Source organism: Psychromonas hadalis ATCC BAA-638 (genome assembly GCF_000420245.1).
Classification (GTDB): Bacteria; Pseudomonadota; Gammaproteobacteria; order Enterobacterales; family Psychromonadaceae; genus Psychromonas; species Psychromonas hadalis.
Map to the genome: position 1 here is coordinate 29,474 of NZ_ATUO01000005.1, position 21,222 is coordinate 50,695.

16 protein-coding genes and 1 pseudogene are annotated in these 21,222 nt (G+C 39.1%); 14 read left to right on the forward strand and 3 right to left on the reverse strand.

Features of this window, described 5'->3' with window-relative positions; translation table 11 throughout:
• Nucleotides 1-23 precede the first annotated feature (23 nt).
• From G322_RS0101320 to G322_RS0101360, 9 genes are all read left to right on the forward strand, one after another.
• Nucleotides 24-476, forward strand: a complete 453-nt coding sequence (locus G322_RS0101320) for a cupredoxin domain-containing protein (protein ID WP_022940009.1) — start codon at nucleotides 24-26, stop codon at nucleotides 474-476.
• Nucleotides 477-550: 74 nt separating this feature from the next.
• Nucleotides 551-1,237: a heavy metal response regulator transcription factor gene (locus tag G322_RS0101325; protein ID WP_022940010.1), complete on the forward strand. Its 687-nt coding sequence runs from the start codon at nucleotides 551-553 to the stop codon at nucleotides 1,235-1,237.
• A gap of 6 nt (nucleotides 1,238-1,243) precedes the next feature.
• The gene (locus tag G322_RS0101330; RefSeq protein WP_022940011.1) at nucleotides 1,244-2,557 is read left to right on the forward strand and encodes a heavy metal sensor histidine kinase; all 1,314 of its coding nucleotides are present in this window, start codon (nucleotides 1,244-1,246) and stop codon (nucleotides 2,555-2,557) included.
• Between the two features lie 289 nt (nucleotides 2,558-2,846).
• Entirely contained in the window at nucleotides 2,847-3,161 is a 315-nt protein-coding gene (locus G322_RS0101335) for a hypothetical protein (protein WP_022940012.1), read from the forward strand.
• 240 nt (nucleotides 3,162-3,401) lie between these two features.
• The gene (lexA, locus tag G322_RS0101340) at nucleotides 3,402-4,031 is read left to right on the forward strand and encodes a transcriptional repressor LexA (protein WP_022940013.1); all 630 of its coding nucleotides are present in this window, start codon (nucleotides 3,402-3,404) and stop codon (nucleotides 4,029-4,031) included.
• A 16-nt stretch (nucleotides 4,032-4,047) separates the two neighbouring features.
• Nucleotides 4,048-4,689 carry an SCO family protein gene (locus G322_RS0101345; RefSeq protein ID WP_022940014.1) on the forward strand — a complete coding sequence of 214 codons (642 nt, stop codon included), beginning with the start codon at nucleotides 4,048-4,050 and terminating at the stop codon, nucleotides 4,687-4,689.
• A 190-nt stretch (nucleotides 4,690-4,879) separates the two neighbouring features.
• Nucleotides 4,880-5,203 (forward strand): response regulator, encoded by a 324-nt coding sequence (locus tag G322_RS0101350; RefSeq protein WP_281166488.1) that lies wholly within the window; start codon nucleotides 4,880-4,882, stop codon nucleotides 5,201-5,203.
• A 136-nt stretch (nucleotides 5,204-5,339) separates the two neighbouring features.
• Nucleotides 5,340-5,828 carry a glutathione peroxidase gene (locus G322_RS0101355; protein ID WP_022940016.1) on the forward strand — a complete coding sequence of 163 codons (489 nt, stop codon included), beginning with the start codon at nucleotides 5,340-5,342 and terminating at the stop codon, nucleotides 5,826-5,828.
• Complete coding sequence (locus tag G322_RS0101360; RefSeq protein ID WP_022940017.1) at nucleotides 5,825-6,220, forward strand: DoxX family protein; 396 nt, start codon at nucleotides 5,825-5,827, stop codon at nucleotides 6,218-6,220. Before G322_RS0101355 ends, G322_RS0101360 begins: the two co-directional genes overlap by 4 nt.
• Before the next feature lie 110 nt (nucleotides 6,221-6,330).
• On the opposite strand, the gene G322_RS0101365 is transcribed toward G322_RS0101360, so the two are convergent.
• Nucleotides 6,331-6,816: a GNAT family N-acetyltransferase gene (locus G322_RS0101365; protein WP_022940018.1), complete on the reverse strand. Its 486-nt coding sequence runs from the start codon at nucleotides 6,814-6,816 to the stop codon at nucleotides 6,331-6,333.
• Between the two features lie 119 nt (nucleotides 6,817-6,935).
• Between G322_RS0101365 and metA the strand changes: the two genes are divergently transcribed.
• Both metA and metH read left to right on the forward strand, forming a co-directional pair.
• On the forward strand, nucleotides 6,936-7,853 hold the full coding sequence (gene metA, locus G322_RS0101370; protein ID WP_028866342.1) for a homoserine O-acetyltransferase MetA: 918 nt from the start codon (nucleotides 6,936-6,938) through the stop codon (nucleotides 7,851-7,853).
• 963 nt (nucleotides 7,854-8,816) lie between these two features.
• Nucleotides 8,817-12,500, forward strand: coding sequence for a methionine synthase (gene metH, locus G322_RS0101375; protein WP_022940020.1), 3,684 nt, complete (start codon nucleotides 8,817-8,819; stop codon nucleotides 12,498-12,500).
• 47 nt (nucleotides 12,501-12,547) lie between these two features.
• On the opposite strand, the gene G322_RS0101380 is transcribed toward metH, so the two are convergent.
• Nucleotides 12,548-13,402 (reverse strand): PhzF family phenazine biosynthesis protein, encoded by an 855-nt coding sequence (locus tag G322_RS0101380; protein WP_022940021.1) that lies wholly within the window; start codon nucleotides 13,400-13,402, stop codon nucleotides 12,548-12,550.
• A 615-nt stretch (nucleotides 13,403-14,017) separates the two neighbouring features.
• Between G322_RS0101380 and G322_RS0101390 the strand changes: the two genes are divergently transcribed.
• The 3 genes and pseudogenes from G322_RS0101390 to G322_RS0101400 all read left to right on the forward strand — a co-directional run bounded on the left by G322_RS0101390 (nucleotide 14,018) and on the right by G322_RS0101400 (nucleotide 20,890).
• Nucleotides 14,018-15,997, forward strand: coding sequence for a methyl-accepting chemotaxis protein (locus G322_RS0101390; protein WP_022940023.1), 1,980 nt, complete (start codon nucleotides 14,018-14,020; stop codon nucleotides 15,995-15,997).
• 449 nt (nucleotides 15,998-16,446) lie between these two features.
• Nucleotides 16,447-17,461 (forward strand): annotated as a pseudogene (locus tag G322_RS21590) (IS630 family transposase).
• A 186-nt stretch (nucleotides 17,462-17,647) separates the two neighbouring features.
• Nucleotides 17,648-20,890: a DEAD/DEAH box helicase gene (locus tag G322_RS0101400; RefSeq protein WP_022940024.1), complete on the forward strand. Its 3,243-nt coding sequence runs from the start codon at nucleotides 17,648-17,650 to the stop codon at nucleotides 20,888-20,890.
• Between the two features lie 84 nt (nucleotides 20,891-20,974).
• Here the strand turns inward: G322_RS0101400 and G322_RS23185 are convergent.
• Nucleotides 20,975-21,222: IS30 family transposase (locus G322_RS23185; RefSeq protein WP_022940025.1), on the reverse strand; the 248-nt coding region annotated here is incomplete at its 5' end.

Sequence of the window (21,222 nt, forward strand, 5' to 3'; positions counted from 1 at the left end):
ATCGTCTAAAAAAGGAAAGTAACATGAAAAAGATAGTCGCGTTTTTATTAATGAGTTTATTAGCTGGGCAAGCTTTTGCGGGGGCGGGTCATGGTAAACAAGAGAGTGTTGTTGGTATGCCGGGTCATGCTGATGAGGTAACACGTACCATTAATGTAACGCTCAACGACTTAATGCGCTTTACTCCTGATAATATTAACGTTAAAAAGGGGGAGACAGTGCGACTTGTTATTACTAATAAAGGGCAGTTAAAACATGAACTTGTGATTGGTGAAACGCAAGCACTATTGAAGCATGCTAAAATGATGCGCTCGATGCCAGATATGCAACATACCAGCCCTAATACTGCGAGTTTAGAACCGGGTAAGCAAGGCGCTATCATTTGGACGTTTGATAAGGCTGGTAGTGTTGATTTTGCTTGTCTTATTCCTGGTCACTGGGAAGCGGGCATGAAAGGTGCGTTTTCAGTTAATTAATCCTCTGGCATTGATGTAGGTCGATTAACCACGAAAAAGTCGCCTACTTTAATGTCGTTTAATCAAGGTGGTCAATGAAAATATTAATTGTAGAAGATGAAGCTAAAACAGGCTCCTATTTGCAACAAGGGCTTACAGAGTCTGGTTTTATTGTCAATTTAGCCTGCAATGGGGTTGATGGTTTATTTTGCGCACAAACAGAGCATCATGATCTACTGATTCTTGATGTGATGTTGCCTCAGCTTACCGGCTGGGAAATTTTACAAAAATTACGTGCGCAAGGGGATGAAACACCCGTGATCTTTTTAACTGCACGTGACAAAGTAGAAGATCGTGTCAGAGGACTGGAACTTGGTGCCGATGATTACCTCATTAAACCTTTCTCATTTTCAGAGTTATTAGCACGAGTGCGCACTATTTTAAAGCGTGGTTCTAAAAGTAGTGAACAAAGTATCTTATCTGTTGCAGATTTAACCTTAGATCGCCTAAAGCGACGCGTGCAACGTAACGGGCAAAATATAATATTAACGGCAAAAGAGTTTGTTTTATTGGAATTTTTTATGCGCCGTCAAGGTGAGGTATTATCACGCGCATTGATAGCATCAGAAGTCTGGGATATGAACTTTGATAGTGATACCAATGTCATTGATGTATCGATTCGTCGTTTACGTAATAAAATAGACCGCCCTTATGAAGTGAAATTATTACAGACTATCCGAGGTATGGGATACTTACTTGATCTCCCCGAGGAAGGTATTTAATTATTCATGTTTAAGTATTCACTGACACTGCGTCTCACTCTTTTTTTCACTATTGCCATCCTTTTGTTATTAAGTGGATTATCTTTTTTTGTTAGCTCCGCTATTGATGCACATTTTATAGAGCAAGATAACCATACCTTAGAAGAGAAAAAAGAGAGCTTTAAAAACGCTTATCAACAGAATGCTGATCTGGCATCACTTTTTCAAATTGCAAAAAATCACACCGGATTAATATTCTTAGTTAAAGGGGTCAGTGAGCAATTTCCAATGGGAAAAAAGGAGGCTCTTTTCAAGTGGCAAGACAAAGAAAATCGCTATTTAGGCCTGCCCTTTTTATTAAAAGAGGGTTCTACACCCATATTGCATGCTGTTTTAGCGATAAATATTAATCATCACCAACAATTTCTAGATATTTTTCATGCGATATTATTAAAATTTATCTTATTTACTGGGGGAATAGGCGGATGCCTTGCGTGGTTTTTAACGCGTAAAGGGTTACAGCCATTGGTCAAGTTAAGTAAGCAAGCATCACTGATCTCGTTACAAGATCTCACGCAACGTATGCCTGAAAAGGGATTACCTATTGAGATACTATCGTTATCAAAAACACTCAATAAAATGTTACAACGGTTAGAAGAAGCGGTCGGTCAGCTTTCTCACTTCTCCTCGGACATTGCGCATGAATTGCGTTCCCCGGTTAATAATTTAATGACACAAACGCAAGTAAGTCTCAGTAAGCCACGCAGTAAAGCGCAGTATGTTGACCTTCTCGCTTCAAATGTTGAAGAGTTTGAACAGCTTTCTCGAATGATCACTGATATGCTTTTTTTAGCTAAATCAGATAACCACGCTTTTCAGTTTGATAAAAAAAAGCTGGCACTACATGACGAATTGTTACAGTTAATTGAATTTTATGACGCACTAGCAGAAGATAATCAGCTCCAGATAAAAATAGAAGGTGAAGCCTATTTTACAGGTGAACAACGGATGTTACGCAGGGCATTTAGTAATTTGCTTTCAAATGCTATTCGTCATAGTTATACAGGGAGCTGTATTGAAATATCCTTAACAACAGATCAGCAGAGTATTACTATTGAGATCAAAAATAGGGGGGAAACAATCTCTGGCACAGATCTCCCCTATCTTTTTGACCGCTTTTACCGTGTCGATAAATCACGCACACATAGCAAACACTCAGGAGTCGGGCTGGGGTTGGCAATCACTCGTTCTATTATCGAAGCTCATGCAGGCAAGCTATCCGTCACCTCTTTTGATGAAGAGACTATTTTTAGTATTAAGTTTTTACTACTTGAGCAATAAGAGTCATTAATTCGTTACTTTACCCCGTTGCAGTGTTTAATTGGTCTCGGCTAAGCCAAGTTTTCTCTCTGATAGATAATAAAACAAGCTATTCTCATGCTAATAATAACATCTGGATTATCTTGCATACTCGCAACGCTAAATTTTGGGGCATGGACTGGTAACGGGTATATATTATTTAATAAATAACATTAATGTTGTTATTCAAAAATAGTCTTATGATTAATTACCCCTCAGGGTCAATCAGTTCCATACTTCTTAACGTCATTATTGATAAAGGAGCGAGCAGATGATAGTTGCAAGGTGGACGATTGATGCTAAATTTGGACACAAGCCTGATGTACTTAATTCACTAAAAGGATGGTTTGAGCAGTTTGGATCACAAATAGGTTGGAATAAAGGTAAATATCGAATTTTAGTGGGCTCTATAGGGGCATTAGAATCACAAGTGATATCAGAGATAACCCTTGATAACCTCTCTGAGCTAGATGAGTCTTGGAAAAAACTGGGGGAGTTATCTGGGCATAAACAGTGGAGTAAAGAGCTAGAGGCTCATATAGTATCAGGTACTCAAAAATGGGAAATATTTAGTGTAGAAACATAAGTGCTAGATTATCTATTTAAATCAGGCGTAGTATGACCGCTATCCTGATTTAAAGCTGATATTCGTGAAGACGTTACCATCCTATTTCCTATCCCGTGCAATGCTTTTTCTGTAGCCTCCCATGCACCGCTTCATAAAAATGATAGCGCAAAGATTATTTACCCTGCAAAACTAGAATAATAGTCTGTATAGATATACACTGTGTATGTTTACAGTCCCATTCTATTTGCGAGGTAAGTGATGAAAGAGTTAACTAAACGTCAAGGTGAAGTTTTAGAAGTTATCAAAGATTGCATCAATAAAACCGGTATGCCTCCCACACGTGTTGAGCTTGCGAAAATTTTAGGTTTTAAAAGTGCAAATGCGGCCGAAGAACACCTGAAAGCGTTAGCACGTAAAGGTGCTATTGAAATTTTATCGGGTACTTCTCGTGGTATTCGTATTGTGGAAAGCCACAAAAACAATATTGTCCCTATTGAAGAGGGATTGCCTTTAGTGGGTATGGTCGCAGCGGGTGAACCTATTCTAGCGACAGAAAATGTGGAGTCTCACTATGATGTTGATCCAAACTTGTTTCATCCCTCTGCTGATTTTCTTTTACGTGTGCAGGGTGAGAGTATGAAAGATATCGGTATTATGGATGGTGATTTGTTAGCGGTGCATAAAACCCAAGATATTAGTAATGGACAGGTTGTTGTGGCACGTGTTGGTGATGATGTGACGGTGAAGCGCTTTTATCGTGAGGGTAGTCGAGTGACACTGAAAGCAGAAAATGATAAATTTAATCCAATAGAGGTAGACCTCGAATATCAAGCATTTGATATTGAAGGGATTGCTGTCGGTATTATCCGCACAAGTGATTGGATGTAAATTTAAAGGATTAATCATGAAAAAAGGGTTGTTGGGTGGTTTTGTTTTTTTAGTGGTTATGGTTAGTATTTTCCTAAAAATAGGACTGACTAATACTCTTTCTGATAACCCCTCATTAGTGATGCAAACAGAGGGTAAAATTTTACCTGACTTTGCGTTTGAGATGGCAGACCATAAAGTTTTCAACAATGAGAGTCTACTTAATCACTGGACGCTGTTGTTTGTTGGTTATACATTCTGTCCTGATATCTGTCCCACTACGTTGGCTGATTTAGACCGCGTGTATCCTGAATTAAGTAAACCTCCCTATGACAACATTCAAATTGTATTTGTCTCCGTTGACCCAAACCGTGATAAAGCCAATAACCTTGCTGAATACGTAAACTACTTTAATCCTCATTTTCTTGGGACAACCAGTACTCATGAGCAACTGTTCCCTTTTGTACAAGATCTTGGTTTGGTGTATAGCATTGTGGATGAAGGTGACAGTGAAGATGCTTATTACTTGATTGATCACAGCGCTTCATTAGTACTGGTTAACCCACAAGGTGAACATCAAGCAAGCTTTAAAGCCGTATTAAATGAAGATGGCATTCCACATGTTGATATGGATTTTATGGTGGAAGATATCCATAAAATAATTCAAGTTAAACAATAAGGATCGGCTTCAAAATTACTTGTGCTTTTGTTTTCAAAATAACCAGTCATTTCAGGCTTTTTGAAAACAATTTAGCGCAAGTTATTATGTAACGATTCCTAAGTGGCTATGCTAGTAACTGTATTCATTTTGTGGGCTAACAATGAAAAAAATTCTACTAGCAATAGCATAAAATTCACTGTGTGAGTCTATTCACTTTGCCCTTTCTCAGAAAAACTATCATGTTGATGTTATTGATAATGGCCAAGATGCTCTTGATTTGATGGCTCAGAGGGACTTTGGTCTGCTTATTGGCTGTTTGAAATTGCCCGCTATTGATGGATTAACTTTATCTTCACGATTACGCGATCATGTACAGTGTCGATTTCCCCCTGTACTGCTTCTGCTTGATGGTGTTGTTAGTCAAAATGAGAGTAAGTCTCTGTATGGCAATATCAGTAGTACCCTTAATATCCCCTTTAATATGGATGAACTGCTGTTTAAAATAGAGAAGTTATTACCCTGTCAAAAGTAATCGCACCTGCTCGACTTTAAGAGTACTTATGGAAGTGAAACGTTACTATTTGCCTTAATTTTGAGGTATGGGTTAAGTGCCATTGTTCGTTATTGATATAGCGACAGGCGGGAGTCATATCTTCAAGGAGTTGTTTATGAAAGAGCAATTATACCAATCAGAATTGATTATTCATGGAGTTACCCACACTCTATCAGAATGGAAAAATCAACTAATTTTAGTGGTTAACACCGCTACTAAGTGTGGTTTTTCATCACAGTTTAGTGAGTTACAAGCACTGCAAGATGAATATGGTGAAGCGTGTTTGAAGGTGATTGGTTTCCCCTGTGATCAATTTCGTCATCAAGAGCCTGAAAATGATGAGAGTATGGGTAAATTTTGTGCATTAAATTTTGGTATTAGTTTCGATTTAGCACACAAAATTGAGGTTAATGGTCAGAATGCGGATCCTCTTTTTCAAGCGTTAACATCACTTGCTCCAGGTTTATTAGGCAGTAAAGCTATAAAGTGGAATTTTACCAAGTTTTTAATCAGTGCTAATGGGGAACAAATATTACGTTTTGCACCACAAACAGCCCCGAAAAAATTAAAGGCGGATATTAACAGGATGATGGTCGTTAAATGATAAATATAAAAAATAGCTTTGAATGGATTGCCACTACATTATTAGCACTTTATTTTTTAATACCTGGCATGCTTAAATTTTCCACTTGGCAGCAACATATTGAGATGATGCAGCTGCATCAACTGCCAATGCCTGTACTGTTGTTATTTTTTGCAGCGGTTTGGGAAGTGGTCGCAGCTATGCTACTTTTAACGCGACGTTATGTGGCTTTTAGTGCTTTATCTTTGGCGTTATTAACTTTATTTATCAATGTGGGTATGCATGATTTTTGGAACCTTGATGGCATTGTAAGAGATCATGAAATGCAAAATTTCATTAAAAATTTAGCTGTTTTTGCAGGGTTATTGTTACTAAGTAGTCAGCATTGGCCAAAAAATAAGCATCTAAGATAAACTCATTACCATTCAAGGCTTCTAGTAACGAAATGTCTTTTTGATCGCCGTTAGTGACTGAGCAAAGCAGTTTGATTCGCAACGGGTATGAGTTTACTTGTCATTGTAAGTTATTTTACCAGTGATTTACTCCAAAACAGCGCATTGCCCTGTGCTGGGTCGAGCTGGTAATCCGCATAACCCAGTTTTTTATAGGCATTTTTTGCAATTTCGTTACCTGATAAAACCTCTAAGGTAATTTTACAATACTTACGTTGCTTGGCTATTTTTTCAATTTCAGAAAACAACATTGTAGTAAGCCCTAAACCGCGAAACGCTTTAAAGACTATAACATCATGAATATTGAACAGTGGCTTGCAATAAAATGTTGAAAATCCCTCAATAGCCGTTAACAGTGCAGCTGGCTTGTCCTCTTTGAAAATTAATAAAGTAATCACATCATCGCGTTTTAATAAACTACTTACTAAATTCTCTTTAGCAAAGTCGGAAAGATCTTCGCCACCCCCCATTGGATCGCAAGCGTAATGAGACATGAGTGATAAATAAGCGTTAGCATGTTTTTCGTTGGTTAAATCCGTTTCAACAAGAGTAAACATTTGAAATCCTTTGGGAAATTATTTAGAACTACTATCTCATAATCATTATGCCTAATGAAACATTAATGTTAGACTTCTAGATGGCTAAATTAGAAAAATTAACATTTATGGAGTTGCTTATGCCTATTCGTATCCCCGATGATCTGCCCGCCACAGGAATTTTAAAATCTGAAAATATTTTTACCATTTCAGAATCTCGTGCAAGCCATCAACATATTCGTCCTCTACGTGTTTTAATTTTAAATTTAATGCCTAAAAAAATAGAGACAGAAACGCAGTTGATGCGTTTGCTTTCTAATACACCGCTACAGGTTGATGTTGAGTTAGTACGTGTTGATGCGCGTGCGTCACGCAATACACCGCAGGAGCACCTTGACAAATTTTATGGTGATTTTGAGCGTGTTAAAAGTCAAAAATGGGATGGCTTTATTATCACAGGTGCCCCACTGGGAAAAATTCCTTTTGAAGATGTTTATTACTGGGAGAAGTTCAAAGAGATTGTTGATTGGTCGCATCATAATGTTACCTCAACCCTCTTTTTATGCTGGGCTGCACAAGCGGCACTGACCCATCTTTTTGATATTAAAAGAGAAACACGTGAAACGAAGCTTTCAGGAATTTACAAACATAATACCTATAACCATCATCATCCTTTAGTGCGTGGTTTTGATGACCAATTCTGGGCACCACTCTCGCGTTTTGCTGAATTTGATTCTAAAAAAATAAAAGCCAACAGCGATTTAACTATTTTTGCAGATAATGCTGAAACCGGGGTTTATCTGGCTGCCAGCCCTGATTGTCGTCAGGTATTTATCTCTGGTCATCCTGAATATGATGCTAATACATTAAATAATGAATACTTACGTGATTTGGATGGCGGGACTAATCCTAATTTGCCTGTGGATTATTATCCAGAAGACGATGAGAACCAAATTCCGCGTGCAAAATGGCGGAGTCACGGTAACTTGTTGTATAGTAACTGGTTAAATTATTGTGTTTACCAAGTAACGCCATATGACTTAAATGAGTTGAAATAAAAACTGTGACATAGATTAAAAAACACCTTAAAAGCGTCTTTTTAGACTGGCATAAATAAGTAGTCATCCTACACTTAATAGTAATTAAAGCGTTACAAAGGAGAATAAAATTAGTACCTAGCACAGTGATAAATGAATAGCCTTAGTCGTTAACATATAAGAGGCAATTGGTAACTTAAGAAGTTCGACATAATTGATGCAACTTCAACGCACTAAAATAGTGTTTATTACCAAAGGATTTTATTACTGATAATCTAAAACAGAGATGGAGGCATTGTTATTACTTCTTATCAGTTTTTAGTAAGGCAAACACCCAACGAGGCGTTACCAAGGTAACGCATCCGCTCAACGGAGCGATCGGGAAAGGTCTTTTTTATTTTGGTGGTTTAGTCCAATAAAATGACTGAAATAAAATGCTGGTTGTCGATTCAACTTTCAAATGGAGGGATAAGATATTTTTACTTCATATCAGTTTTTAGAAAAGAGTAATCAACTTTAGGAGTTTGTTTTATTAAGCAACTCATCGCCAAATTGGCATATTAGTTACTCTTTTTTGTTATGTGATAGTCGATCATAAAGTAAATGGTTTTTAAGTTTTACTGTGGAATTTTCCGTTTTATACGGATTTAGTGTCTTTGGTTTTTAAGCCTGTTTTTTGTAAACACTTTGACGTTCTTAAGTTTATGTTTATAGGGATGATGGAGTAGCAATACTAATGGAAGGTGAAAGACCGTGAAACTGTAAAATAGAATCACTGTTTATAATGATGACATTACCCAAGCTCTTTTAAGATAAAGCGAACTGTAATTAGTTCGCTTTTTTTATGCCTAATTTTTAGCCCTCTTTTTTCTCATGTTGTTCATGACAATATTTCAATTTATCACTTCAGTTACCGAAATACTGACTGTTACTTTTATGTTAAACTGCGCCCTCTATTTTATGAATAAAATTGTAAGGGATACTATGTCAGCCATCGATCGCAGCGCATTAATTAAATCACAGTTACAGAAACATATTCTGCTTATTGATGGTGGCATGGGCACCATGATTCAAGATTATAAACTTGAAGAGGAAGATTATCGTGGTAGCCGTTTTGCCGATTGGAAATGTGACGTAAAGGGTAATAATGATTTACTGGTTTTAAGTCAGCCAGAAATTATTGAAAATATTCATAAAGAGTACCTTGATGCAGGAGCAGATATTCTTGAAACAAACACCTTCAATGCCACTACGATTGCCATGGCAGATTACCAGATGGAATCACTCTCGGCAGAAATTAACCGTGAAGCCGCACGTATTGCACGTAAAGTGGCCGATGCCAAAACGGCTGAAACGCCAGATCGCCCGCGTTTTGTGGCTGGCGTTTTAGGACCCACAAATCGTACTTGTTCTATCTCTCCGGATGTCAACGATCCCGCTTTTCGTAATGTGAGTTTTGATGAATTAGTCGAAGCTTATACAGAATCTACACTGGCTTTGATTGAAGGTGGCTGTGACCTGATTCTGGTCGAAACTATTTTTGATACCTTAAATGCAAAAGCCGCTGTTTTTGCCATTAGCGGTGTGTTTGAAAAGTTGGGTTACAAATTACCGGTGATGATATCGGGTACTATCACTGATGCCTCGGGGCGTACTCTGTCTGGACAAACAACCGAAGCATTTTATAACTCATTGCGTCATATTGAGCCGATCTCATTTGGTTTGAACTGTGCGTTAGGCCCTGATGAACTGCGCCAATATGTCGCCGAGCTGTCGCGTATCTCAGAAACGTTTGTTTCTGCACATCCTAATGCAGGTCTGCCTAATGCTTTTGGGGAATATGATTTAGAAGCTGATGAGATGGCGGAACATATTAAAGAGTGGGCGGAAAGTGGCTTTCTCAATTTAGTGGGTGGCTGTTGTGGCACCACGCCTGCGCATATCAAAGCGATGTATGATGCGGTTGAAGGGGTGACTCCACGTGCTATTCCTGAGATAGAGGTTGCATGTAGACTGAGTGGTCTCGAAGCGTTAACCATCCGCAAAGACTCACTGTTTCAAAATGTCGGTGAACGTACCAATGTAACGGGTTCAGCACGTTTTAAACGTTTGATTAAAGATGAATTATACGATGAAGCGTTAGATGTCGCGTTACATCAAGTGAAAGCGGGCGCTGATATTATTGACATTAATATGGATGAAGCGATGCTTGATTCATTGTATGTGATGAAACGTTTCTTAAACCTCTGTGCCTCTGAGCCAGATATCTCTCGTGTGCCTATTATGGTCGATTCCTCTAAATGGGAAATTTTAGAGGAAGGGCTGAAATGTGTGCAAGGTAAAGGTATTGTTAACTCTATTAGCATGAAAGAGGGGGTTGATAACTTTATTCGTCAGGCCACCCTGATTCGTCGTTATGGTTTTGCCATGATAGTGATGGCTTTTGATGAAAAAGGGCAAGCCGATACCCGCGCGCGTAAGTTTGAAATTTGTAAAAAATCTTACGATATTCTGGTCAACCAAGTGGGTTTCCCACCCGAAGATATTATTTTTGATCCTAATATTTTTGCCGTTGCCACGGGAATTGAAGAGCACAATAACTACGCGGTTGATTTTATTGAAGCGGTAAAAGATATTAAAGAAAACTTACCACATGCGATGGTGTCGGGCGGTGTTTCTAATGTGTCATTCTCCTTCCGTGGTAATAACCCCGTGCGTGAAGCGATTCATGCGGTATTCCTCTATTACTGTGTGAAAAATGGCATGGACATGGGTATTGTTAATGCTGCACAATTAGCAATTTATGATGATATTCCCGCGGATTTAAAAGAGGCAGTTGAAGCCGTTGTTTTGAATAAAAGTCTCACCGCAACCGATGATCTACTCGAAATTGCAGAGAAATTTCGTAATGCAGGGCAAGAAAAAGTAGACGATGGTAAAGCGCTTTTATGGCGTGAACTGCCTGTTAATGAGCGAATTGCCCATGCGTTAGTGAAAGGTATTACTGAATTTATTGTCGAGGACACCGAAGTTGCTCGCCAGAATGCCGATAGACCGATTGAGGTGATTGAAGGCCCGTTAATGGATGGCATGAATATCGTTGGTGACCTATTTGGTGAAGGTAAAATGTTCCTGCCACAAGTGGTAAAATCGGCACGGGTTATGAAACAAGCAGTGGCTTACCTCAACCCTTATATCGAATTAACCAAAGAGAAGGGCGCAACCAACGGCAAAATCGTCATGGCGACGGTAAAAGGTGATGTACACGATATTGGGAAAAATATTGTTGGTGTTATTTTACAGTGTAATAACTATGAAATAATCGATTTAGGCGTGATGGTATCGACGGAAAAAATCATCAAAACTGCAATTGCTGAAAAAGCAGATATGATTGGTTTGTCTGGTCTTATCACGCCATCACTTGATGAGATGGTTTATGTGGCCAAAGAGATGCAACGCCAAGGGTTAAAACTGCCGTTATTGATTGGTGGAGCAACGACTTCCAAAGCGCATACCGCAGTGAAAATAGAGCAAAACTACGATGAACCCGTGGTTTATGTTTCTAATGCATCTCGTGCGGTGGGTGTTTGTCAGCTATTATTAAACCCTAAAACTAAACCTGATTTTGTGGCGAAATTGGCACTCGATTATGATCGTGTACGTGTTCAATATGCCAATAAACGTCCGCGTAGCAAGCCAGTTTCACTGGCGCGTGCGCGCTTTAATTGCGCTAAAATTGACTGGAAAAATTATGTACCACCGACACCTAATAAACTCGGTGTGCAGGTCATTAAAAAAATGTCGATTAAAATATTGCGTGAATATATCGACTGGACGCCGTTCTTCATGACATGGGGTTTAGCGGGGAAATATCCACGTATATTAACCGATGAAGTGGTCGGTGAAGAAGCGACTCGTTTGTTTGCTGATGCATTGGAAATGTTAGACACCGTTGAAGCGCAAGGTGAAATCTCAGCATCGGGTATTGTGGGTATTTTCCCCGCCAACAGTGTCGGTGATGATATTGAAATATATACCGATCAGTCTCGTAGTGAAATATTACAAGTTAGTCACCAGTTACGCCAACAATCAGAGAAAAAACCGCCTTTTATTAATCATTGTTTAGCGGATTATATTGCGCCTAAATCGTCAGGTGTGGCGGATTATATTGCCACCTTTGCCGTTACGGGCGGTATTGGTGAACGTGAAGTAGCAGACAGATACAAAGCGAATAACGATGATTACAATGCGATTTTAGTACAAGCGATTTGTGACCGACTTGCAGAAGCGTTCGCAGAGTATCTGCATCAACAAACGCGTAAAGATTATTGGGGTTTTGCTGCGGATGAAACCTTAGGCAGTGACGAGATGATCCGTGAAAAATACCAAGGTATTCGCCCTGCACCAGGTTATCCGGCTTGCCCTGAGCACACGGAGAAACAGGTGATTTGGGACTTAATGAATGTAGAGAAAGAGATAGGCATGGAGCTGACTTCGAGTTACGCAATGTACCCCGGTGCTGCTGTTTCTGGTTGGATATTCTCGCATCCTGAAAGTCGTTATTTTGCAATCGCACAGATTCAACAGGATCAAGTGGAAGATTACGCAAAACGCAAAGGTTGGGACTTATTAACGGCTGAACGCTGGTTAGGACCTAATATTAATTAACCCAACCTTTGTATTTATGCCATCTCAATTGATGGCATAAATATTTTTTATAACACAATAACCTCACGCTTAATCAATTTCGCAAAACCACCCACTTTAACATTACTAATCTTGCTATCTGTTATCGCAACCGACGCACTTAATAAACTGCTACGCCTCATACTTCTCCCTTGCTGAAATAGGCTATTTTCTATTTTTAAATGCTGATAAAGATAACAAGCTAACGCCCCACAAGCGCTACCTGTTGCGGATTCTTCATCAATACCAACTAATGGTGCAAAGTTGCGACAGCTTGCGCTTACTTTTTCTGTTTCTGCATTTAATTCAAAGAGGTGTAAACCTATTATGTTTTTTTCAAAACAGAATTTTTTAATCAAAGGCAAGTTCGGTTTAATGGTATCGAGTAGACCGAGTGGTATAGGTATGAACAAATCAGCTAAGCCTGTTGATAAGACTTCAATCGGTAACGTGTTTATTAATTTTTCAGGTTTTAAATTTAGTAATGGTGCAATTTGTTCAGAAGAAAATCGTGCTAATGTTTTAGGTAAAATTTGTTGCATTATCACGCCACCATCCGCTTTTAGCGTGACAGATAAAATGCCTGCTTTGGTGCGTTGTTGATAGTCACCTATACCGACTATTCTTTGTTCAAAGAGTAGATAAAAAAGTGCTAAGGTTGCATGACCACAAAAATCGACCTCTGCTGTTGGGGTAAAAAAGGAAACAGAAAAGTCTACCTGTGGATCAGAGCAAACAAAGGCAGTTTCAGAATATCCTGCTTGTTTGGCTATCTGCTGTTTTTGCTTATCGGAGAGCTTATCGGCATTTAAAACCACACCTGCTAAATTTCCACCATGGCCATGGTCTGTAAAAGCACTAATCGTGTGCAGTATCATTTCCATATTATCTCCCTGTTTTTTTGTATAAATTTAACATAAAAGCAACGATTCAGCATTTTATAGCATTGAATTTGATGAGAAAGAGATAGCCGTAGTAACCGTTAGTTCATTATTAGATAGTGTCATTAATCAAGCTAAAGTAGGGTAAGAGGTGAATGTGAGTATTGTGGGTAATTTGATTCTTAATGAAGTGGTGGATATTCGATTTTAGATTGTTCTGCAATATATTACTTTTCCAGCGAACCACTGCTGATGAAGATGCCCCTGAAAGCTCTATTATTTGATTATTAGAATAATTTTTTTTCAACCATTAATTTTTTATATTCTAATTTTTGAGCATGTGTAAATTTAATGTGTACTTTACGAGTTGCATTGGTCATTTTAATTTCCTGTTTTAATGAATTTAAGAGGTTATCAAACCCTCTAAATTTATTAAACCATTACACGTTATGGTTTTACCAACAGCGAACTACAATAAAGCATATTATGCACACTACTTTTATGTTGAGAGAACCCCCAAATAGGTATCAAATTCATTGACCTATAAAACAACATATCCTACCATTTGATAACAAAAGTACCTATAAAATATCTTATAGATACATAAAAGGAACAGATATGAATCCTTTCAGTATTAATAAAAAAATCATGACTATGAGCGTGATATTGCTCATAGCCGCAGCTGTACTTATCTATTCAGTGATGCAGTATTTAGCCCTGCCAGTGATGCAACAACAAGTTCAACGCGAGGCTAGAGCTCAGGTGGCGACTACGGTAAATGAATTGAGAGTATCGTTGACTGACGCGTCCTCGCTGACCCAGAGTCTTGCGGGATTAGCACAATCACTGCCGTTAGAGCAACAATTATTCGAAAGTTATTTTCCTGCGCTAGTCGATAAATTTTCCGATAGTAGCATAGCTGGTGGGGGCATATGGCCTGAACCTAATGCTTTTACAGCAGGCATCGCAAGGCGTTCTTTTTTCTGGGCCCGTAGCAGCAGTGGAAACTTGAGTTTATTAGATGATTATAACGACCCTGCTGGGAGTGGCTATCACAATGAAGGTTGGTATCAGGTAGCTAAAAAATTAGCACCTGGCCAGTGCGCATGGTCGGAAGCTTATGAAGATCCGATCTCGAAAGTGCCGATGGTTACTTGTACTGTAGCAATTCAAAGAGATGGCGCTTTTTGGGGGGCTGCAACTGTAGATCTAATGTTATCGAATTTAACAGAACTTTTTACCCAACAAAATGAAATGACCGGTGGTTACAGCTTTGCCGTTGATCAGACCGAACAAATTGTTAGTTTTCCACAGATCCGCACTAACAGCCTAGCGATGACGACACTGGCTCAAGCCTTGAAAACTGATAACAGTTTAGCGCCGCTAGCTAAGGCCATACGTACAGGAACTGAACTCTCTATTATGCCGAGTGGAGTCGTCCCTGGGGATAGCAGTATCTTAATATTGCAAAAATTAAAGCAACTGGACTGGACCATTGGTATGCTGCTACCTGACAGTGTAGCTCAACAACCAGTACAAAAGTTAGCAATCAGTTTATATGTAACTATATTTCCCGCTCTGCTTATCTTCGTTGCTATTTTCACTTGGTACAGCAAGGTTGTGCTGGGCTGGATTAAAGACACGACAAGGCAGATTAAGTTACTTTATAGTGGCGGCTCTGCAGCCTGCTTAGAAATTAGTTCAATGGATGAAATTGGTCTGTTAAAAGAGGCAGTCAATGAATACGGCAGTTATCTCAATAATTTACTTGATGAAATTGGTACCGAAGCTAAGGGTATCAGCAAAGAGGCTGATGGTTTAAACCAGTTGAGTATCACCCTCCGTGACCGCGCTACCGCTCAGATGGATGAGAGCAATATGTTGGCTACCGCTATCCATGAGATGTCTGCCAGTGCTCGCGATGTGGCACAAAACACCGATGAAGCAGCAGGGACTGCAGAAAATGTCAATGCCTTAGTTTCTCAGGGGCGAGAGTTAGCGTTACAAAACGGGAGCGCAGTACAAAATCTAGCCGAAGCACTGGATGAAACATCGGGTGTGATTGATAGATTGTCGGCTGATAGCCAAAAAGTTGGGGTGGTCTTAGATGTGATAAAGGCGATATCTTCCCAGACCAATTTGCTGGCTTTAAATGCAGCTATTGAAGCGGCCAGAGCTGGTGAGCACGGACGAGGCTTTGCGGTAGTGGCAGATGAAGTGAGAACATTAGCTGCCAGAACTCAAGATTCTGCCGCCGAGATTGAAAATATGATTCAACAATTACAAGAGGCGGCAACAAATGGTGTAAAAATTATCGCCAGTAGCCAAAGCTTGTCGGCCGAGTCGATTCAGCGTGTCGATAAAGTTGTCGAATCCTTTGAAAACATAGTAGAAGCTTTCGATAATATTAATCAGCGTACATCAATGATCGCGTTGGCCGCCAATGAACAAGCGAAAGTTACGGATGAAATTCATGAGTTGGCCGAGCGGATTCGTGGCATTAGTGAGCATAACGCTACGGATGCTGCCAAGCTTACTGATATGAGCAAGATCTCTTTAGAGGCATCGAGTCGACTTTATCAGCTCAGCAAAGTATAAGAAGAATACACGCTCTTTTATTGGTAATTTTACCTTAAGCAATCGATGTGCGACAATTTATTATTGCAGTTGAGGCTGCAGTCTTGTTTATGTATCGATTGTTGTCCAGTATGGAATAGATGGTTTTTCAGGAGTTAAAAACCATCTATTGTCACGACTGAAAATCAAATAAAAAGTTGCAATATTTCTTATAGTGGATCTGTGTTAATAAATTATTAGTGAAAACATGAGACTCAATGTTCAACCTGAATTCTCATTTATAATTTACTGAACTTGATTTTTCATCAATTTAGCGCCCCCAAATTTAAGAACACCTGATGGAAACATTAAGTGTTCTTTATCTCTAAAATACAGTCATACCTGTCTAGATCCGTGATCTTTGAAAATGCTTTTCAATTCAATAAAAACATTGAAATTTATTTTAGAAGGATCAAACTAATAAAATGTAAATATCTCTGACCTACCAAGAAAAATTAGCCTTAGAATCACGCCATAAAAAATGCAGTGATAAACGAGAGTGTGACTGAATTAAAGCGATTTTATTGTCAGATGAAGGTTGGTCAACAACGATGATCTCTTAAGTTTTACGAAAGCACCCAACAAGCATTATTCGCCACCTGAATGATTATGCCTCTCACCAGAAAACCACATCAGAAAAGGGTAGTTCAGATAGTTAGCTCAATGATGTACAAACCGAATTGGTTATTGAAAATTTGAGTAAGATTACTTACTTTCATATGCATGATATTCGAGAATATATAAAAGACACTTTTGACGTAGAGTATTCAATTCCTGGTTTGCAAAAATGGCTTCATCGCAATGGGTTTAGCTACAAGCAATTTAAAGGCGTCCCACACCAATATGACCAAGAAAAGCAAGACACTTTTGTTGAAAATATAATGCGCTAAAAGCGCACGTAGCAAGCGATTAGCCCATACTTTTTATGGATGTCACACACCCAACGCAGGCAACTAAAGTAAGTTGTGGCTGGATACGAACTGGGATAAACCGATAGAAATAACAAGTAGTCGAACTCGATTGAATATTGTTGGTGCAATCAGGTTAGGTCATTTACAAGATGCGATAACGAAACAATATGCCACAGTAAACGGTGAATCTATTATTGATTTTTTAAAGTTGATAAAAGAGCAGTATGTAACAGATAAAGCAATCCATTTAATACTTGATGGTGCAGGATATCATCGTAGTGATGTCGTCAAAACTCAAGCGAAAAAGTTCGCAATTATACTACATTATTTACCGCCTTACAGTCCCAACTTAAACCCAATAGAACGGTTGTGGAAGGTAATGAATGAGCATGCAAGAAATAACAAGAATTTCGCAATTGCCAAAGAATTTTGACAGAGCATTGATAATTTTTTTGATGATGCATTACCTCAAATTGGACATACTTTAACGAGTAGAATTAATGACAACTTTCAGACCTTCAATTTTTCATCTTGAATGATGACGGGTATATACGAGGATTTTTGTTTCCTTTTTACCTTTATGATGGGTAATCAGCGATTTACCTTACTGCTACTAAGTCAGCTTGTTTGCATATTGATGACGCAAATAACTTATTATTCCTTTCCTTATAGGTAAGATCTCTCTATCATGAATGATCCATTTTTACCGTTGGTTACCTAGATGCCTAAGATCACTCAGCAAGACATTTCCACCAGTTTTGGTCGCAACATTATCGACCGTGGCACTCGCTATTTTAAAGAGAGTCGCGTCCTGTCTTGTGAGTTTGATGACGAAAAAAGTAAGCTTAGTGGCAGTGTAAAAGGGGGATCTGAAACCCCATACCAAACCAGTGCGACTATTAAACCCTCTAATAAGGGCGGGTTTATTATTCACAGTACTTGCTCATGCCCTGTGGGGTGGAACTGTAAACATGCGGTTGCGCTATTACTTGCTTATCAAGCAGATACCCCTAATTATAATATTGAAAACAGTTATCAAACTTGGTTTGAGATGTTGCAGGGGCAACTCGATAAAAAACAACCGACTGTGGTCGCAAGTGCTTATCAAGGTTATTTCCGACTCTCTTTCATTAAAACCGCTTATAACCATGCATTACAATATATTCAGGTCGAATATGGCTCAGTGCGTTTTCTTAAAAGTGAAAATGTCAGTGTTTTTGCTGAGAAAGACCTTATCTCTGTGGTTGACAATGAAACATGGATGGAGAGTTACAAGTGGGTAAAGCCTGAAGATATTAATATCTTACAACTGTTACTTTCTAAAGAGGGACGGGTTAATAAGTTAGCTAAAACCACTATTCATACCGAACATGATCAACTCGCACTACAAAAAATATTAGCGACTGGGCGCTGTTTTTGGTCTGAGATGGCATTGCCTGTTGTGGCTGCGGAGCCTAAAGTATTACAACTAAATTGGCAGAATGAAGAGGAGCTTAAACAGCTTCAATTGAATTTAACCGACAGTGAAAACTGGCTACTTATTCCGACACCAACTCCCTATTATATTGATACTGACAGCGGTTTTATTGGTGAGATAGAAAGCGAGTTTGATAGAGAGTGGATCTTATCACTTATTCAGACGCCACCGCTTGCGGCCGAGCAGTGTGAACATTTCACCGAGCAAGTTTCGCTGCGTTTTCCGCAGACTGTTTTGCCAAATCCTATCGCTTATCAAGCGCGTGAATTAGATGCTCCGCTGAAAATAGAGTTCAGTTTAAAAAGTAAAATGGTTAAAGATAAACCGTTGTTTATTGCACGTCTGTCTTTCTTCTATGGTGAATTGCAACTTGATCCCAGCATACTTGATGAAAAAAGCCGTGATCAATTTATGTTTAACAATGAGATTGTCACTATTAATCGTGATGTTGAAGCGGAGGTTGTTGCGCTACAGGAGTTTGACCAACTGTGCTTGTTAGATCTGTTTCTCTACGATGATAAACAGCCAAAATCAAAAATGTTATTAGGTATTTTACCTCCTGAATTAGGCGGTTCTCAACAGTTTCAGTGGCTCTCTTTTTTAACGGCTCACAAAGCACGTTTAGAGGTGTTGGGTTGGCAGTTTAATATCGCCAATGATCTGGTCTTAGAGAGTGAGCAGATTGATAGTATTGACATTGCAATTTCAGAACAGGGGAACTGGTTTGATTTAGGTGTTTCCATTGAGGTTGAAGGTAAACGTATTGAGCTATTACCGCTGTTACTTGAGTGGTTACGTAGCAATGAAAGTTGGCAACAAAACAATTTTGATATCTTATTAGCGCAAGCAAATGGTCGTCCGCTACGTGTGAAACGTAGCTCTATTCAGCCTATTCTCTCTATTTTACAAGAGTTAGGTGAAGTGAATAATGATCATATTAAACTACCACAAAGCCAAGCAGCACTGCTTGCGCAACTTCCTGAGATTAATAAATGGGTGGGTGGCAGTCATGTGAAAGCGCTGGCTGATAAGTTAGCTACCTTTACGGGCATTGAAACCGTTGAAGTGCCAGAGGGATTACAAGCGACACTGCGAGATTATCAATTGACGGGTTTGAACTGGTTGGTATTTCTTAATGAGTATGGATTTTCTGGTGTACTTGCGGATGATATGGGCTTGGGTAAAACAGTTCAAGCATTGGCTTATCTGCTTTACAAAAAACAGCATCAACAACTTAATGAGCCTGCGATTGTTATTTGCCCAACGTCGTTGGTGGGTAACTGGTTAAATGAAACAAAGAAATTTACCCCGGATCTGAATGTGCTGGTTTTACATGGCGCAGATCGTCATCAGCATTTTGCAAAAATTACCGAGTATGATTTAGTGATCACCACTTATCCGTTAGTGGGTCGTGATTTTGCACAATTGGAAGCGATTACTTTTTCAGATCTTATTTTGGATGAAGCGCAAACGATTAAAAATCCATTGGCAAAAATGACTAAAAGTATCAAACAGTTAAATGCAAAGCAGCGGTTATGTTTAACGGGTACGCCGATGGAAAATCATCTTGGTGAATTGTGGTCACTGTTTGACTTCTTAATGCCGGGATTTTTGGGCTCGCATACTACTTTTAACCGTTTTTACCGTAAAGGCATTGAAGGTGAGGGTAATGTGCAGATACAGGAGTGGTTGATTCAAAAAACCCAGCCATTTTTACTGCGTCGTACTAAAGATGAAGTGGCGAAAGAGTTACCTGCGAAAACCGAGATCATTCATAAAGTGATATTACCCAATGATCAGCGCACCTTGTATGAAAGCATTCGTATTACCATGGAAGCAAAAGTACGTGATCTGCTCAAAGAAAAAGGCATGGCGCGTAGTCGTATTGAATTTTTAGATGCGCTGCTTAAACTTCGTCAAGCGTGTTGTGATCCTCGCTTGGTAAAATTAGAACATGCACGGGGCATTAAAGGCTCTGCAAAATTAGATTTCTTAATGGAGATTGTGCCTGAGATGATTGAAGAGGGAAGACGTATCTTAATCTTCTCTCAGTTTGCCACTATGTTAGGGCTGATTGAGCAGGAACTTAATGAAAAAGGTATTGAGTTTGTAAAACTCACAGGGCAAACACGTAACCGCACCGAGATTATTGATAGGTTCCAAACGGGTGAAGTGCCTGTGTTCCTTATCTCATTAAAAGCGGGAGGCGTAGGTTTGAACCTTACCGCCGCCGATACAGTGATTCATTATGATCCGTGGTGGAATCCTGCGGTTGAAAATCAAGCAACAGACAGAGCATATCGCATTGGTCAGGATAAGCCTGTATTTGTGTATAAACTAATCTGTGAAGAAACCGTTGAAGAGCGTGTACTTGCGCTACAAGCTCGTAAGCAAAAATTGGCTGATAGCGTCTATGGTAAAGAGCAGGAGGAAAAATATGCACCCGATAACAGTGATGCATTGCTGAAGTTGTTTGAACGTTATTGATAACATACCTCTGAATGTTATGAGCTATTATGGAAGTGAATGATTTTTAATAAGGGGCAGATTCAACCTTGAAGTGCATAACCGCTACGCCACTAGTGCGGTTATGTGTCCTGCCATCATTTGAAGCGGGGTTTTAAAAAAAAGCTTCTTTCTCGGCCTATTATTCAGCTGTATTAAATTCACCCTGACATCCTCATTGCGGACCAATTTAAAGTCGGTAGATTTTGGCCAATATTGTCGTAAAAGTCCATTGGTATTCTCATTTAATCCTCGTTGCCAAGAGCAGTAAGGATCTGCAAAATAATAGTCACAGCTAAGCTCTTTAGATACCT